11 protein-coding genes and 1 pseudogene are annotated in these 15,804 nt (G+C 71.7%); 9 read left to right on the top strand and 3 right to left on the bottom strand.

Features of this window, described 5'->3' with window-relative positions; all coding sequences use genetic code 11:
* The first annotated feature begins 1 nt into the window (after window position 1).
* Complete coding sequence (locus SALPAC3_RS0107715; protein WP_080635137.1) at window positions 2–838, top strand: GNAT family N-acetyltransferase; 837 nt, start codon at window positions 2–4, stop codon at window positions 836–838.
* A gap of 82 nt (window positions 839–920) precedes the next feature.
* Here the strand turns inward: SALPAC3_RS0107715 and SALPAC3_RS0107710 are convergent, their stop codons facing one another.
* Window positions 921–1,910, bottom strand: coding sequence for a MerR family transcriptional regulator (locus SALPAC3_RS0107710; RefSeq protein ID WP_018220675.1), 990 nt, complete (start codon window positions 1,908–1,910; stop codon window positions 921–923).
* A gap of 276 nt (window positions 1,911–2,186) precedes the next feature.
* Between SALPAC3_RS0107710 and SALPAC3_RS0107705 the strand changes: the two genes are divergently transcribed.
* From SALPAC3_RS0107705 to SALPAC3_RS26800, 4 genes and pseudogenes are all read left to right on the top strand, one after another.
* The gene (locus SALPAC3_RS0107705) at window positions 2,187–2,771 is read left to right on the top strand and encodes an RNA polymerase sigma factor (protein ID WP_018220674.1); all 585 of its coding nucleotides are present in this window, start codon (window positions 2,187–2,189) and stop codon (window positions 2,769–2,771) included.
* Window positions 2,768–3,754, top strand: a complete 987-nt coding sequence (locus SALPAC3_RS0107700; protein ID WP_018220673.1) for a hypothetical protein — start codon at window positions 2,768–2,770, stop codon at window positions 3,752–3,754. Before SALPAC3_RS0107705 ends, SALPAC3_RS0107700 begins: the two co-directional genes overlap by 4 nt.
* Window positions 3,755–3,869: 115 nt before the next feature.
* The gene (locus tag SALPAC3_RS0107695) at window positions 3,870–4,517 is read left to right on the top strand and encodes a maleylpyruvate isomerase family mycothiol-dependent enzyme (protein ID WP_018220672.1); all 648 of its coding nucleotides are present in this window, start codon (window positions 3,870–3,872) and stop codon (window positions 4,515–4,517) included.
* Between the two features lie 123 nt (window positions 4,518–4,640).
* Window positions 4,641–4,860 (top strand): annotated as a pseudogene (locus SALPAC3_RS26800) (mycothiol transferase).
* Window positions 4,861–4,986: 126 nt separating this feature from the next.
* On the opposite strand, the gene SALPAC3_RS0107685 reads toward SALPAC3_RS26800, so the two are convergent.
* Complete coding sequence (locus SALPAC3_RS0107685) at window positions 4,987–5,565, bottom strand: hypothetical protein (RefSeq protein ID WP_026185329.1); 579 nt, start codon at window positions 5,563–5,565, stop codon at window positions 4,987–4,989.
* A gap of 478 nt (window positions 5,566–6,043) precedes the next feature.
* Between SALPAC3_RS0107685 and SALPAC3_RS0107680 the strand changes: the two genes are divergently transcribed.
* Window positions 6,044–9,646 carry an ABC transporter ATP-binding protein gene (locus tag SALPAC3_RS0107680; RefSeq protein WP_018220669.1) on the top strand — a complete coding sequence of 1,201 codons (3,603 nt, stop codon included), beginning with the start codon at window positions 6,044–6,046 and terminating at the stop codon, window positions 9,644–9,646.
* 94 nt (window positions 9,647–9,740) lie between these two features.
* Here SALPAC3_RS0107680 and SALPAC3_RS0107675 read toward each other — a convergent pair whose 3' ends face one another.
* On the bottom strand, window positions 9,741–11,048 hold the full coding sequence (locus tag SALPAC3_RS0107675) for a dicarboxylate/amino acid:cation symporter (protein ID WP_018220668.1): 1,308 nt from the start codon (window positions 11,046–11,048) through the stop codon (window positions 9,741–9,743).
* A 311-nt stretch (window positions 11,049–11,359) separates the two neighbouring features.
* On the opposite strand from SALPAC3_RS0107675, the gene pcaF reads away from it, so the two are divergent.
* The 3 genes from pcaF (at window position 11,360) to SALPAC3_RS0107655 (ending at window position 15,700) form a co-directional block, all read left to right on the top strand.
* Window positions 11,360–12,565, top strand: a complete 1,206-nt coding sequence (gene pcaF, locus SALPAC3_RS0107665; RefSeq protein ID WP_018220666.1) for a 3-oxoadipyl-CoA thiolase — start codon at window positions 11,360–11,362, stop codon at window positions 12,563–12,565.
* A 157-nt stretch (window positions 12,566–12,722) separates the two neighbouring features.
* Window positions 12,723–13,541 (top strand): SAM-dependent methyltransferase, encoded by an 819-nt coding sequence (locus tag SALPAC3_RS0107660; RefSeq protein ID WP_026185328.1) that lies wholly within the window; start codon window positions 12,723–12,725, stop codon window positions 13,539–13,541.
* 5 nt (window positions 13,542–13,546) lie between these two features.
* Window positions 13,547–15,700, top strand: coding sequence for a putative bifunctional diguanylate cyclase/phosphodiesterase (locus tag SALPAC3_RS0107655; RefSeq protein WP_018220664.1), 2,154 nt, complete (start codon window positions 13,547–13,549; stop codon window positions 15,698–15,700).
* Window positions 15,701–15,804: the final 104 nt, after the last annotated feature.

Below are 15,804 nucleotides of genomic sequence, written 5' to 3'. Positions count from 1 at the left end.
GCTGACGACGCCGGTACGGCAACTCGGGGATTCGGAGCGTCGCGCAGTCGAGCAACTGCTCGACCTCGACCCGTACGCGGGCGCACAGGTCGCCGAGCGGGTCGCCGCGCGCGGGCTCGGCTGGTGGCGGTCCGAGGGACGCGTCCTCGGCTACGGCCCCCGTCGAAGTCTGGAATCCGTCTGCTGGCTGGGCGGCAACCTCACCCCGGTGCTCGCGACCGAGCCGGCCATCGCCGCCTACGCCGACCTACTCGCCGGGCAGGAGCGGCTCTGCTCGTCGATCGTCGGCCGGGCGGACGCGGTGCTCGGCCTCTGGGAGCGGCTCGCCTCGACCTGGGGCCCGGCCCGCGACGTCCGCCCCAACCAGCCGTTGCTCGCCACCGACACCGTGCCCGCGGTGGCCCCGGACCCACAGGTGCGCCACGTCCGCCGCGGCGAGGTGGACCGGCTCTTCCCGGCCGCCGTGGCCATGTACACCGAGGAGGTCGGTGTCTCGCCGCTGTCCGAGGACGCCGGGCGCGGCTACTACCGTCGGGTCCAGGACCTGGTTCGGTCCGGTCGGGCCTACGTCCGCTTCGTCGACGGCGAGGTCGTCTTCAAGGCCGAGCTGGCGGTGGTGACCCGGCGCACCGCCCAGGTACAGGGGGTCTGGGTGGCCCCCGAGTGGCGGGGTCGGGGGATCGCTGCTGCGGCGATGGCCGCCGTCGTCCGCGACGCGCTGCACCGCTTCGCGCCCACGGTGAGCCTCTACGTCAACGACTTCAACCAAGCCGCCCGGCGGGTCTATGAGCGCTGCGGCTTCCGCCCGGTGGGCACCCTGGCCACCGTCTTGTTCTGAGCGAGTAGCACGCAGCCAGCCACTGGATCAGCCTCGCCGGCAACTCCGGCTGAATACCGGCACGACCCCGGGCCGTGCAGCGTCAGTGCGGCAGGGCGGATGCGCGCAGTGCCGCGGCTAGCCACTCCCACGGGAACTGCTCCTGCGGCGCGTTGTTCACGGTCTCGACCAATGCCATGTATCGGTCATACGGTCCCTCCGGCTGCGGAGGCGTGCGGTCCCACTCCGCGCCCGCCAGCATGTGGTCAGCCGCCTGGATCCGGAACTCGGGAGTATCCGGTGACTCGGGGCTGTCCGGCGTTGCGAAGACGCCGGACAACCACCCGATCCATTGGTCGGCGATCTCCCGCCCCCGCGGCGAGTCCGGTGGCACCTGCTCCCGCGACGCGTCCATCGCGGCCTGACTGATCGGCGTGGCCGCTTCCAGGCTGTCCAGCATCGGCGACGAGGTCATCAGCGGCCCGGCCCCGGTGGTGCATGCCTCGTACAGCTGACGGCGTACGGCCTGCCGCGCCTCGTTGTCCTGGACCAGCTCAGCCAACTCGATCCACGCCTCCAACTGGGCCGTGGCGGGATAGTCGGGCAGTTCCGGCCGCGCCGCCCGCCACCACTCAGTCATTCGCTCCGGCGGCTCCCAACCGGTGCAGACCTCGGTCCAGAACTCGTCGATCAACTGGTGGCGCTCCTCGTCCGACAATCCAACCAGCTTGTGCATCAGCAGTACCTGCTCGGCCGTGGAGTCCTGTCTGAGGATCGTCGACAGCACCGCGCGCCGCCTGCGCAGCCCCGCCTCCTGTCGCTCCAACAGGGCCAGGTGGGTGGCGGCCAACTCGCGCAACGTCGCCTCACCGGCCAGCACCCGCCGGATTTCGTCCAGGCCGGCACCGAGCTCCCGTAGCGTCCGGACCAGTTCCAGCCGAGCGATGGCCGACACGTCGTACAGGCGGTGGCCGGCCGGGTTGCTGGCGGAGGGCGTGACGACACCGACGTCCGCGTAGTACCGGACGGCGCTGATGCTCAGGCCGGTCCGCCGGGCGACATTGCCGATTGGGTACAGCTTGTTCATGTCCATGAGGCTCACCTTGCAACCTCGAGCGGCTTGAGACGCAAGTTTTGGTCCAGTACCTGATGAGAGCCTCACCCCGGCGTGTCCGTCGGCGACCCTGAGGCACGCCACCAACGGCGGCGAGTGAGACGCGGACGGCGTGAACCCCAGGACGGCGACCGGGCATGAGGAAGTGTGACCACCAAACCAGGGTTGCAAGCCCGTCAACGTGAACCGGGGAGCCCTGCGGCTGGCAGATCGTCGCCCGCCGACGGCCCCCCGGCCGACCATGCCCCCGACGAGGTGCCGGACGGCTCCCCGATCGACCAGCCCCCCGACGAGGTGCTGATCAAGCAGTCCCTGCTGGTGGCGGAGCGGTTCGGGCCGCTGTTCGACCGGCACGCCAGCGCCGTACACCGGTATCTGGCCCGACGGATCGGGTCGGACGCCGACGACCTGTTGGCCGAGACGTTCCTGATCGCGTTCCGCCGACGAGCGACGTACCGGAAGCTGCACGTCGACGTACGCCCCTGGCTGTTCGGCATCGCCACCAACGTGCTGCGCCGACACGCGCGTCAGGAGAAGCGGCGGTACCGGGCCCTGGCCCGGGTCCCAGCGGATCCCAGTGGCGAGGCGTACGCCACCGACGATGCGCTCGGGCGGCTGGAGGCCCAGGCACTGCGCCGGGACCTGGCCGCCGCGCTGGCCGCACTCAAGCGGGGCGACCGGGACGTCCTGCTCCTGTCCGCGTGGGCGGAGCTGTCGTACAACGAGATCGCGGCGGTGCTGGACATCCCCGTCGGCACCGTTCGCTCCCGCCTGAACCGGGCGCGACGGGTGACTCGTGCGGCCCTCAGCGTCACTATCACCAGCGAGGAACGCGCATGAACGAGATCACTCTGCTCCAGCAACACGGTCCCGATTCGGCGCCTGCCACCGAGAGCGTGCTGAACTCTGCCCGCCACCGGCTGCTGACCGAGATCGCCGGAGCGGCGACCGAACCCCGGCAGCGGCGGGCGGGACTGCACCGCCAGCACGGCATTCAGCGGGCCCGGGTACTGGCCATGACTGTCATAGCGGCCAGTGCGCTCTTCGTTGTTTCGGTGGTGGTCGGCGGTGTGAACTCCGCCGAGCAGTCGCCGGACCGAACGCCGGCCGCCGTCACCCTCGTCGCGTTCCAGATGCCGGTCTTCCCGCTCGCCCTCGATCCGATGCCGGCCGGGCTGAAAGCCCCGTCGTTCAGCCTCCACGACAGCCGCTTCCTCGCGGTGCACCAGGATACGGCTGGGGAGAGCGATGTCTACCTGAGCGTCTATGACCGGCGACCCGAGTCGCTCGGGAGCACCAGACCGGTGACCGTGCACGGCCAACCCGGCGAGTTGTCGGAAAATCGTCCGCAGAACGGGTCCAAATATGTGTCCGTGAGCTGGGAGCGGGAGCCGGGCCAGTGGGTGCGGGTCACCGGCCAGGGCCGGTTCGGCACCGGGGTAGCCGTCCTGGCCCTCGCGGACACGGTTGTCGAGCGGCCACAGGAGGTGCCGTTGCAGGTCCACCTCGCGCCGGCGGGCTGGGACGTGTTCGCCTTCAAGGGAGACACGATCCTCACCCTGAAGGACGAGAACTCGGACGCCACGATGTCAGTGCAGGTGGTCGGGGAGGCCTCGTCGGACCTCCTGGGCACCGTTGTGGGAGCCCAGGAGGTGGGTAGGGTCGAGGTCAACGACCGGGCGGCCCACCTCGTCCGGGCCGACGAGATCTGGTTTCTCCAGGTCCCACTGGCCGACGGCTCGGCGTTCAACCTGCAGGCGCCGCGTTTCATGACCCCGGATCAGGTCGTTGCCGTCGGCGAGCAGGTGACCGTGGGGCGCTGACACCCCGCCGGCCATCCCCACGGCCGGGGTGGCCGGCGCGCACGCCTCAGCTTCGCCGGCCGCCAGAACCGCGCGCCCACCCCGCAGTGTCAGTCCCTGCTGCTTGGATGGCGGCATGAACAGCCGGCATGCCGCGGTGTGGACTGTCGTTCACCACGAGCGCGCGGCCCTCGTGCGTAGCCTGGAGACCCTGGGGCCCGAGCAGTGGGCTACCCCGACTGCCTGCCCCGGGTGGGACGTCCACGACGTCGTGGCCCACCTGGTCGACACCGCGAAGACGACGCGGGTCCGCTTCGTTCGAGACATGATCACCGCCCGTTTCGACTTCGACCGCCAGAACGCGGTGGGTCTCGCCCGCGAACGGCGCACGGACCCGTTGGACACCCTCGCCGCCCTCCGCGCGGTCGTGACCCGCACGAGCACCCCACCAGCCGCGATCGTCACCCGTCTCGTCGAGGCGTTCGTCCACGGCGAGGACATCCGACGGGCAGTTGGGCTCAGCGGTGAGTACCCGGTCGAGCAAGTGGCGGCGGCACTCACCTTCCAACTACGGACGACGGCGCAGCTGGGCGGTGGCAAGGAGCGCGCGAGTGGGCTGCGACTGGTCAGCTCGGACGCTGCCGTCGACAGCGGAGTTGGCCCTGAGGTGCGGGGCACGACTCTCGCTCTCCTGCTCGCGGTCTCCGGTCGGCCGGTTGCGCCCGACGAGCTCTCCGGGCCCGGCGCCGCGACCCTCATCGAGCGCGCGGTCTCCGGACGGTGACCCAGGTGGGGCCCGCGATCACGTCGAGCCGAAAGCGAGCGCGCGGCATCCCGGGGCTGGCCATTCCGGACGGCCCGACGGGCGCTGTTACCCGGCCCCTGGTCGGTCGAGCAGACTCCATTCATGACAGATCAGTGGGAGGGCAAGGGCTTCGGCTGGCAGAACATGTTCGTCCCGCCCGCGCAGGACCCGCGGGACCAGGGCACCGTCCACGGCGAGCGGGACGTGCTCCTCGGATGTGGAGCTACGGGAAGTCCTGGTCCGCCTGGTCGAGGAGTACGCCCGCCACCTTGGCCATGCCGACCTTCTCCGCGAGTGCATCGATGGGCGCAGAGGGCAGTAGTTAGACTCCAGGACATCCGGAGACGACTGTTGGCCGGCACCCGGTTCGGGTGCCGGCCAACAGTTTCTTTCCCCCTTTGTGTGGGTCAGGTCTGCGGGGGTTTGTTTGTGGGTGGTGCGGGTGGGGTCAGCTGGTCCAGTGCTCGGCGACCAGGTCGGCGGCCTGGGTTTCCCACTGGGCGTAGTGGAACGGGTACGCCGACACCTGCACCGTCTGCGCGGCCTCGGTCAGGGGCATGTCCTGCCAGCCCTCGACCTGCTTGAGGCCGTTGAGGAAGGCGGTGGTGGAGTACTCGGGGTCGGTGATCTGCTCCACNNTGCCCCANCCNGANGANGGNCGCTGCTGGAACAGGCCCTGCGAGTCGTGGTCGTTACGCGCGCCCAGGTGTCCCAGGTTCTCCAGCTTCGACTCCTGCAGGCTGGTGCCGATCGCNACCACGGCGGCGCGCTCGTCCATGCCGGCCTTCTTGGTGGCCTCGATGATGGCCTTCACGTTGGCGACCTGCTCGTCGCCCAGGTCGATGCGTGACTGCTCGCCCTGGGTGCCGTGCGGGATCAGCGTGTCCATGTCCGGCTTCGCGACCTGAACGGCCGCAGCAGCGGCCGGGGTGGTGTCGGTGAGGGTGGCCAGGGGGCCGGCGACGACACCGGTGGACAGGGCCAGACCAGCGATACCAAGGACGCTACGACGCAGAATCGTGTTCATCATGAGGGTTGCTCCATTCGGGGGTCGACACCCACACGCACGCCCGAAGGAAAAAGGGGGGGGGGCCTTCAGGCGGCAAAGGGGCGGGTGCAAGCACCGTCCGGCGCTCAACAAAACAGGGGAGAGAGGATCCTCGGCTACCGCGGTCGGGGGGACACGCACGGCGCCGGGTCCAGATGTAACGACCGGCGGGCCGCCAACATTCCGGGGCTCACGCACGGCTGGCATCCGCCATCGGCGGAACGCCGGCTCGGTCGTACGCATGGTGTAACGCCCTGACGGCGGCCGGGATTCCGCCACCACCGTGCCCCCGACCATACCGCAATCAGGCATCAATCGGACATAAGTGAATTTTGACCTGAGAAGCCCATTGCATTCCATAAGCGCTCAGATCGTGCTGGCCAAAATGCGTTGAGCTGCGGGTCCCCGCCGGGCGAGGCTGGGCGTTCCAGCGCCGCTCGTCTCGTTAGGGTTTCCCGTGCGTCTGCTCCGTGACCTGTGGGCCACCGCGCCTCGCCGCATGACGATCGTGGGCATCCTGGTCCTGCTCGGCGCCGGCGGTCAGGCCGCAGCCGCCGCGTTGGCCGGGCCGGTCCTGGTACACCGATCCGTCGGTGCCTTCGCCCTGCTCGCGGTGGCGCTGGTCGCCGCCGTGACCAGCGCTCTCGTGGTCAACCTGGTGCTGGCCGGGGTGACCGCCGACTGGTCCGCCGCCGTCCGGCGCCGGCTCTGCCGGGTCGCCTTCGGGCAGGACCTGCCCACCTTGGAGGCGACCCCGGTCGGCGAGCTGCTGGACCGGATCGACGGTGACGTCTATGACGTGGCCGCCGGGGTTCGATCGCAGGGTATCCGCATCGCCCAGATGCTGACTGCGGGCCTGCTCTCCGCGGTTGTCGCACTGGGTGTCTGGTGGCCGGCCGGGCTGACCATGCTGCTGCTCGCCGGTGTCCTCGCCGTCGGCCTGCGCCGGCCCACCGCGCGCATCGTTCCAGCCCGGATGGCCGAGGAGGCGGCCTGGTCCGACCTCGCCGCGGTCACGGAGGAGGCCGTCCACGGCCAGGACGACGTGCGGACCAGCCTCGCCCAGCCGTACGTGCTGCGGCTCTGGGCCACCCGGGCGGCGGCCGTGCTCGCCCGAGGGATGCCGGTGTGGCGGATGTCGGCCCGGGTCACCACCACCGCGGTCGGTGTCACCAACGTCGGGATCGCCGCGGTGGTGCTCGTCGGAGCGTGGGCGCTGGCCAGCGGTCGGGTCGACGGTGCCCGGCTGACCGCCGTGTGGCTGCTCGCCATCGCTTTCGGCGCGACCGTCGAGCACGTCAGCCGGCTGGTGCCGGAGCTCCAGTACGCCCTCGGTGCCTGGGGCCGCGTACGGCTGCTGGCGGGTTCCCCGCAGGAGCCGGTGGGCGGGTTGGCCCCGGTTGACGGCGAGCTGACGGTGCGGGGTCTGACCTTCCAGTACCCGCTGGCCGAGAGCAGCCGCGGGCCGGCCCTGCGCGACATCCACCTCACCTTCGCCCGGGGCCGTTCGTACGCCCTGGTCGGCCGGACCGGTTCGGGTAAGTCCACGCTGGCGAAGGTGCTCACCCGAGCGGTCGACGTGCCGGCCGGGACGGTCCGGCTCGGTGGTCGGGATCTGTGCGACATCGATGTCGAGCAGCTGCGCCGCTGGGTGGCGGTGGTGCCGCAGCGTACCGAGATCCTGGCCGGCACCCTCGCGGAGAACATCGCCCTCTTCGACCCGGACCTTCTCGACGCCGCCGCCGATGCCCTGCGCGAACTGGGCCTCGACGGGTGGGCCACCGAACTCCCCGACGGGCTGCGGACCCGGCTCGGCGAGGGTGGGCACGTCCTCTCCGCTGGTCAGGAGCAGTTGGTCGCGTTCGCCCGGATTCTGGTGCGGGACCCGCACGTGGTGATCCTGGATGAGGCGACCGCCCGGCTCGATCCGGTCACCGAGGCGCGGGTGCAGGCCGCCACCGAACGGCTGCTGCGCGACCGGATCGGCATCGTCATCGCGCACCGGCTCTCCTCGGTCCGACACTGCGACGAGGTGGTGGTGCTGGCCGACGGCGCGGTGCTGGAGGCCGGGCCACTGCGGGAATCGGGGCGCTTCGCCGAGCTGCTGGCCAGCAGCGACGCCATCGGCCCTGCCGCCGTCCCCAGCGACGCCATCGCCCCGGCCGTCACTCCCGTCAGCACCAGCGTCCACGCGCCCGTCCAGGTTGGCGGCGGCCCCGGCACCGTCAGCGGTGGCGGTGGCGGTGGCGGGGTCGGGCTGCTGGACGGCCCGAAGCCGGACGCTCGGCCCGAACTCGGCCCGGTTGTCGCCGCGGCGAAGCCCATCTCGCCGCTCCCCGTGGACGTCTCGCCATCAGCTGTGGAGGCCTCGCCAGCGGCGGCGTCCCTGGGCCGAACGCTGCGGGAGCTCTTCCGGCTGCTCCGTAACGACCCACGGTACGGGCTGGCGTCCATGGCGCCCTTCGTGGTGCTGGTGTTGGTCGGCCTGGACGGCCCGGTGCTGCCGTGGCTCTGGGCGGACGTGGTTGACGGCGTCGGTCAGCCGTGGCTGCCGGCGCTCGGCATCGCGGCCGGGCTGCTGGCCACGCTGCCCTTCCACTGGCACACGACGCTGTGGTTCCAGAACTGGTGGGTGCGGCAGATGCTGCGGATCAACCTCCGGCTGGTGCATGGGCAGACCGGGCCCCGGCGGGTCAGCGGCTACACCCCCGCCGAGGTGGTCGCCCAGGGCGGTGACACCGAACGGGTCGTGGAGCTCGCCGACAACGTGCTGGACCAGTTCACCGGCCTGGCCCTGTTGGTGGCGATGACCGTGATCTCCGGCAGCGTCGTACCCGGACTCTTCTTCCTCGGGACGATGGTGGTGTCCGCGCTGGCGGCCGCCTTGTTCGGTCCGGCCCTGGAGCGCAGCGCACGGGCGACGGTGACGGCGCGGGCCGCGTACGCGACCGCGCTGGTCTCCGGGCTCTCCGCCGCGCGGACGGTGAAGCTGGCCGGCGCGGCCGGGCCGGTGCTCGACCACCTCGCCGCCCTGGATGCCATCCGCAGCGAGCGCCAGCGGCGGGAGATCGCCACCCAGGTGTGGTCCCGCTCCACACCGTCGGTGGTCAGCGGACTGCTACCGATCGGCGCGTGGGCGCTGTTCCTGGCCGGTGTTCTGTCGGCCGGAGCGACCCTGGTCGCCGTCTCCACCCTCGTCGCGGCGCGCTGGATCGCCTGGACCACGGCGTCGCTGCTCTCCCAGGTGCCGTCGGCTCGGGTGTGGACCCAGCGGACGGTGGCGATGACCGGGGCGCCGGCGTACTCGGCGGCGCTGCCGGCCGTTGACCCGGCCGTCGGTACCGCTCCGGCGCCGCCGGCACCGGCCCGGCGCCCGCTGCGTCGGCTCGAGTTGGTCGGGTTCGGGGTCCACCACCCGGACGGGGTGGCGGCGGTCCGCGATGTCGACCTGACGATCGAACGCGGCCAGCTCGTCCTGGTGGTCGGTCCGGTCGGGTCGGGCAAGTCGTCGCTGCTGCGGGCCCTCGCCGGGATCGTGCCGCACACCGGCCGGCTGCTGTGGAACGGCGTGCCGGTGACCGAGCCGGAGCTGTTTCTCCGCCCGCACCAGGTCGGCTACGTCGGTCAGCAGCCCCGGGTGCTCTCCGGGACGGTCGCCGACAACATCACCCTCGGCTTTCCGGTGGACGTCGGCGCGGCGGTGTCGACCGCCCAGCTGGAGCCGGATCTAGCGGCCTCCGGGGCCGGCCTCGGATTGGTCATCGGGCACAAGGGCACCCGGCTCTCGGGCGGCCAGCTACAGCGGCTCGCGCTGGCCCGTGCGCTCGCCCCGCGAAGTGAGTTGCTGGTCGCCGATGACGTCTCCTCCGCGCTGGATGTCACCACGGAGCTGGCGCTCTGGGCGGCGCTGCGACGGCACGGGGTCACGGTGCTGGGGTCGACCTCGAAACGGGCGGCGCTGCTCCGCGCCGACCACGTCCTGGTGCTGAACGACGGCCGGGTGGCCGCCCAGGGCCGTTGGGCTGAGCTGGCGGCCCGGTGGTCCCACCTGGCCGGCTGACGGGAGAGGCCCGATGCTGGGCGCGGGTGCCGGCGAGGGCCGGGACGGATGCCGGCCCCGCCCCCGCGACGGGGGCGGGGCCGGCGGGGTCCGCTCAGGCCGGGGCCAGGGCCGGCTCCTCGTGCTGGCCGGGCCGGGAGTCGGGCTCGCCCGGGTCCTCGTCGACCAGGCTCCGCCGGCCGGCCGCGTCGTACGCGGTCCGGTCCAGGGTGCCCTCCCGGGCCGCCACGATCGTCGGCACGAGAGCCTGCCCGGCGACGTTGGTCGCGGTGCGCACCATGTCCAGGATCGGGTCGATGGCCAGCAACAGGCCCGCGCCGGCCAGCGGCAGGCCGAGTGTGCTCAGCGTCAGCGTGAGCATGACGATCGCGCCGGTGAGCCCGGCGGTCGCCGCCGAGCCGACCACGGAGACGAAGGCGATCAGCAGGTAGTCGGTGACACCCAGCTGCACCCCGAAGACCTGCGCCACGAAGATCGCGGCCAGGGCCGGGTAGATCGCCGCGCAGCCGTCCATCTTCGTGGTGGCGCCGAACGGGACCGCGAACGAGGCGTACTCGCGGGGGACCCCCAGCCGCTCCACCGCGCGCTGGGTCACCGGCATGGTGCCGACCGAGGAGCGGGAGACGAAGGCCAGCTGGATCGCCGGTGCGGCGCCGGCGAAGAAGCGCAGCGGGTTGAGCCGGCCGGCGCCGAGCAGCAGCAGCGGGTAGACCACGAACAGCACGATCGCGCAGCCGACGTAGACGGCGGTGGTGAAACGGGCCAGCGGGGCCAGCAGGTCCCAGCCGTACGTGGCGACGGCGTTGCCGATCAGGCCCAGGGTCCCGATCGGGGCGAGTCGGATCACCCACCACAGCGCCTTCTGGACGATCGCCAGTAGCGCCCGGTTGAGTTCGACGAACGGCTCGGCGGGCGAGCCGACCAGCAGGGCCGCCGCGCCGATGACGAGCGCGAGGAAGACGATCTGGAGGACGTTGCCCTCGACGAACGCGCCGACCGGGTTCGTCGGGACGATGCCGGTGAGGAAGTCGGTCCAGGAGCCGGTCCTGGTCGGGGCGGTGGCGTCGGCCGTGTCCAGGGCGACCCCGCGGCCGGGGTTGGTGAGGAGCCCGAGGCCGATGCCGACGCTGACCGCGATGAGCGCGGTGGCACCGAACCAGAGGAGTGTGCGCAGCGCCAGCCGGGCGGCGTTGGCCACGCCCCGCAGACTGACCACGCTGATCACGATTGCGGTGAAGACCAGGGGTGGCACGGCGAGTTTGAGCAGCTGGACGAAGAGGCCACCGACGGTGTCGAGGCCGCTGGCCAGCCAGCTCAGCTCAGCGGCCCGGGCGAGGTAGCCGAGGGCCACGCCGAGGGCGAGGCCGAGCAGGATCTGCACGGAGAAAGGGATCTTGCGCATGAAAGTCCAAGTCTGGAAGAACGAAAGGTGCGGGCGGCGTCAGCGGTGCGGCCGCGCCGGACAGACGCCGCTGGCCTGCAGTCGAAGGTCGACGTACAGGCGCACGGTGAGATTCCAGACGTTGGTCATTGCCGGACGACGTTACACCGTTCTCCGCGGTCCTGGGGAGCGACTTGCCGGTGACCCTCCCCACCAGGTTGGCTCGGGCACCTGCGACCCCGCTGGTCCGGGCGTCGATATTCTGACGCCGGAGCGTTGCCCGGGACCGGGTCCGTTCTTCCCCCCGACCTTCCCACCCCGAAGGACTCGCGATGACCGTGGCATATCTGGTGGCTGGTGTCCGTACCCCGATCGGGAGGTACGGCGGGGCACTCGCCGGCGTCCGCCCCGACGACCTGGCCGCGCACGTGATCCGGGAGTTGGTGACGCGGTACCCGACGGTGGACTGGGCCCGGACCGACGACGTGATTCTGGGCTGCGCGAACCAGGCCGGCGAGGACAACCGCAACGTGGCCCGGATGGCGGCGCTGCTCGGCGGGCTGCCCGAGCAGGTGCCCGGCAGCACGGTCAACCGGCTCTGCGGATCCGGCCTGGACGCCCTCGCCCTCGCGGCCCGTTCCATCGTTGCCGGCGAGGCCGACCTGGTGCTGGCCGGCGGGGTGGAGAGCATGAGCCGGGCGCCGTTCGTGCTGCCCAAGGCCGAGACCGCGTTCTCCCGTAACGCGGAGGTCTACGACACCACCATCGGCTGGCGGCTGGTGAACCCGTTGCTGGAACAGGGGTGGGGCATCGACTCGATGCCGGAGACCGCGGAGAACGTGGCCGCCGAGTACGGCGTCGCGCGGGCCACCCAGGACGAGTTCGCGTACCGCTCCCAGCAGCGTGCGGCCAAGGCGCAGGCCGACGGTCGGCTCGCCGAGGAGATCGTGCCGGTGTCGGCTCCGGCCGGTCGGCGGGGGACGACGCTGGTCGAGGTCGACGAACATCCGCGGGAGACGTCGCTGGCGAAGCTGGCTGCGCTGCCCACCCCGTTCCGGGCGGGGGGCACGATCACCGCCGGTAACTCCTCCGGTGTCAACGACGGCGCGGTGGCGCTGCTGGTGGCCTCCGAGGCGGCACTCACCCGGTACGACCTGACCCCGTTGGCCCGGGTCGTCGGCTCCGCCGCGGCCGGTGTGCCGCCGCGGGTGATGGGCGTCGGCCCGGTGCCCGCCACCCGTCGGCTCCTCGACCGGCTCGGCCTGGGGGTGGGCGACCTGGACGTGGTCGAGCTGAACGAGGCGTTCGCCGCGCAGGCGGTGGCGGTCCTGCGGGAACTGGGTCTGCCGGCGGACGCCGAGCAGGTCAACCCGAACGGGGGCGCGATCGCGTTGGGGCATCCGCTCGGCGCGAGTGGGGCCCGGCTGGCGCTGACCGCTGCCCTGGAGCTGCGGCGCCGGGGCGGCCGCCGGGCGCTGGCCACCATGTGCGTCGGGGTGGGCCAGGGCATCTCGCTGCTGTTGGAGGCGGCGGTATGATCGGCGGCCCGCCCGCACCCTCCCGCCCGCATCGACGCACGCCTACAGTTGTGGGCACCTGATGATCCGCGGGTCGGCCGGTCGCCTCCGCGTGCCCACACGCGCCCTCGACACCGGTACCCTCCCGCGTCGCGGCGACGAACTGGGGTGCAGCACTGTGCAGAAGCAGGACGGACTTCCCGCCGAGATTGACCTATCTCGCCCGAGCGCGGCCCGGGTGTATGACTACTTTCTCGGCGGGGCCCACAATTTCGAGATCGATCGGCAGCTCGCTGAGCAGATCGCCAGCATGACGCCGAACCTCGCCGGCACCATGCGCGCCGGCCGTGAGTTTCTTCGCCGCGCGGTCCGGGTGCTGCTGCACGAGGGCATCGATCAGTTCCTCGACATCGGCTCCGGCATCCCGACCGTCGGTAACGTGCACGAGGTGGCCCAGGCGGTCAACCCGAACGCCCGGATCATCTACGTCGACATCGACCCGGTCGCGGTGGCGCACAGCCGGGAACTGCTGGTGGGTAACGACCGGACCGGGGTCATCCACGCCGACCTACGCGATCCCGGGCGCATCCTGGCGCAGGCCCGGGCGCTGGAGCTGCTGGACTTCGACCGACCGCTGGGCATCCTGCTCGCCGGGGTGGTGCACTTCATCGGTGACGACGATCGCCCGGGCGACCTCCTCGCCACGCTCCGGGCCGCCGCCGCGCCCGGAAGCTGTCTGGTGATCTCACACTCCACATTCGAGGACCAGCCGCGGGAGATGCTCGATGCCCAGCGGTTGTCAGCGCGGACCGACACCGAGATCACCCTCCGTTCCCGCGCCGAGATCACCGGTTTCTTCGGAGACTGGACCCTCCTGGAGCCGGGGGTGGTCCACATGCCGTTGTGGCGGCCGGACTCCGCCTCCGACGTGGATGACAATCCGGCGCAGTTCGGTGCCTTCGGCGGGGTTGCCCGGCACGACCAACCGGTCGGCTGATCGCGGTGGCCGTCGTCCTGGAATCGGGAGGGCGCGACCGTAGCCAGGCCGGCGCCGAGGGGTATGCCGCCGAGTGGGCCCGCGCCGTACGCCGCATCGGCTTCGTGCCGTTCAGCGCTGCGGAGACCCAGCGGCTGCTGCACCTGCACACCATCCGGCTGGCCCAGGCGATGCGCGCCGAGCCGTTCTCCCCCCAGCCCGCGGCCCAGGTCGGCCAGGCGCTGGCCGAGGCGCACCTGACCGAGCCGGGGGTGCTCGACTGGTCGATCCGGGCGCTCGGTGACCGGTTCCTCGCCCGGGTGCTGCCCGACCTGGTCGGTACGGAGGAGGTGACGACCCGGGTCGCGGCGCTGCAGGGCGCGATGGCAGCCGGATTCGCCGGCGCGCTACGGGAACGCACCTTCACCCAGCAGGAGCGGATCGCCCGCTCGGCCTGGCAGGCGCGGGACGAGGTGGAGCAGGCGTTGCGGGACAGCGAGGCCCGGTTCCGCGCGGTCTTCTCCGGTGCCGCCATCGGGATCGGCATCGGCCTGGTCGATGGCCAGATCATCGACGTCAATCAGGCCTTCGCCGACATGCTCGGCTACACGATCGAGGAGCTGCGGCGGCGTAACGTGTCGTCGCTGTTCCACCCCGACGACGCGGCCGGGATCTGGGAGCTGTACCAGGAGGTCGTCGAGGGCAAGCGGGACACCGTCCGGATCGAGAAGCGGTACTACCGTAAGGACGGCACCACGGTCTGGACCGACCTGGCGGTGTCCCTGGTCCGGTACGACGACGGCCGTCCCCGGTTCACCGTCGCGGTGGTCGAGGACATCACCGAGCGCTACGAGCTCCAGCAGCGGCTTCGGTTTCAGGCACTGCACGACCCGCTCACCGGCCTGCCCAACCGGACCCTCTTCTTCGATACCCTCGGGATGGTCTTCGACAACGCCGGCGCCGGCCGTCCGGTCGGGCTCTGCTTCCTCGATCTGGACGGGTTCAAGGCGGTCAACGACAGCCTCGGTCACGATCTGGGCGACCAGCTGCTGGTGGTGATCGCCGACCGGTTGTCGGACTGCGTCGCCGGGTTCGGGCATCTGGTGGCCCGGATGGGGGGCGACGAGTTCGTCATCCTGGTCGACGACGGGGAGTCCCTCGATGATGTGGTGAGCGTCGCGGAGGCCGCACTCGCGGCCGTGGCCGCACCGATTCGGATCGGTGACCACCAGCTCATGGTTTCGGCCAGCGTCGGCATCGTCGAGTGTCCGGTACACACGACCGACCCGTCGGAGCTGATGAAGGCCGCCGACACCACGCTGTACTGGGCCAAGGCCGAGGGGCGTGGCCAATGGGCGGTCTGGGACCGGGAGCGAAGCGCGCGTGAGATCGCCCGATCCACGTTGGCCGCCGCACTGCCGGCGGCCTTGGAGCGGGATGAGTTCGTGCTGGACTACCAGCCGATCGTCTCCCTGCGGGACGGCTCGATGCTGGCCGTGGAGGCGCTCGTCCGCTGGCAGCATCCCAAGCTGGGTCGGCTTGGCCCGGCTCGGTTCGTCGGGCTGGCCGAGGAGACCGGGTTGATCGTCCAACTCGGGGAGTGGGTGCTGCGCCGGGCGTGCCGGGACGCCGCTGCCTGGCGACGCGAGGTGCCGGCGGCCCGCCTGGTCGTCAGCGTCAATCTCGCCGCGCGTCAGGTGGAACACCCCGACATCGTGGACGTGGTGGCGGAGGCGTTGACCGACAGTGGGCTCCCCGCCGAACTTCTGCAGCTGGAGCTGACCGAGAGCGCCGTGATGGGTACCGCGGGGGAGCCGCTGCGGGCGTTGCACCGGCTCGCCGGGCTGGGGGTGGGGCTGGCGATCGACGACTTCGGCACCGGCTACTCGAATCTGGCGTACCTGCGTCGGTTGCCGATCAGGTCGCTGAAGTTGGCGGGCCCGTTCGTGGAGGGACTGCGCGAGGGCGGAACCGAGCAGGCGGCCGGCCATCGGGACGAGCAGATCGTGGACGCCCTGGTGCGGCTGGCGCGGGCGCTCGGGTTGTCGGTCACCGCGGAGGCGGTGGAGACCGGGGTGCAGGCCGAGCGGCTGCGGGCACTGCGGTGTGACACCGGGCAGGGCTACTGGTTCGGGGCGCCGGGGCCGGCGGGTGAGATCACGGCCCGGCTCCGTGGGTAGCGCAGCTGAGGGCATCCCCGCCAACCGGGTGCTCGCCGCCGTGGACGGCGCGCCATGGGCGGGGGAGCGACGCCGTGGGCGGGGAGCGGTGGCGTGGAACCCAT

The organism is Salinispora pacifica DSM 45544, assembly GCF_000378845.1.
Lineage (GTDB): Bacteria > Actinomycetota > Actinomycetes > Mycobacteriales > Micromonosporaceae > Micromonospora > Micromonospora pacifica.
The sequence above is the reverse complement of the archived record's forward strand: the minus strand, read 5'-3'. Positions and strand labels throughout refer to the sequence as shown.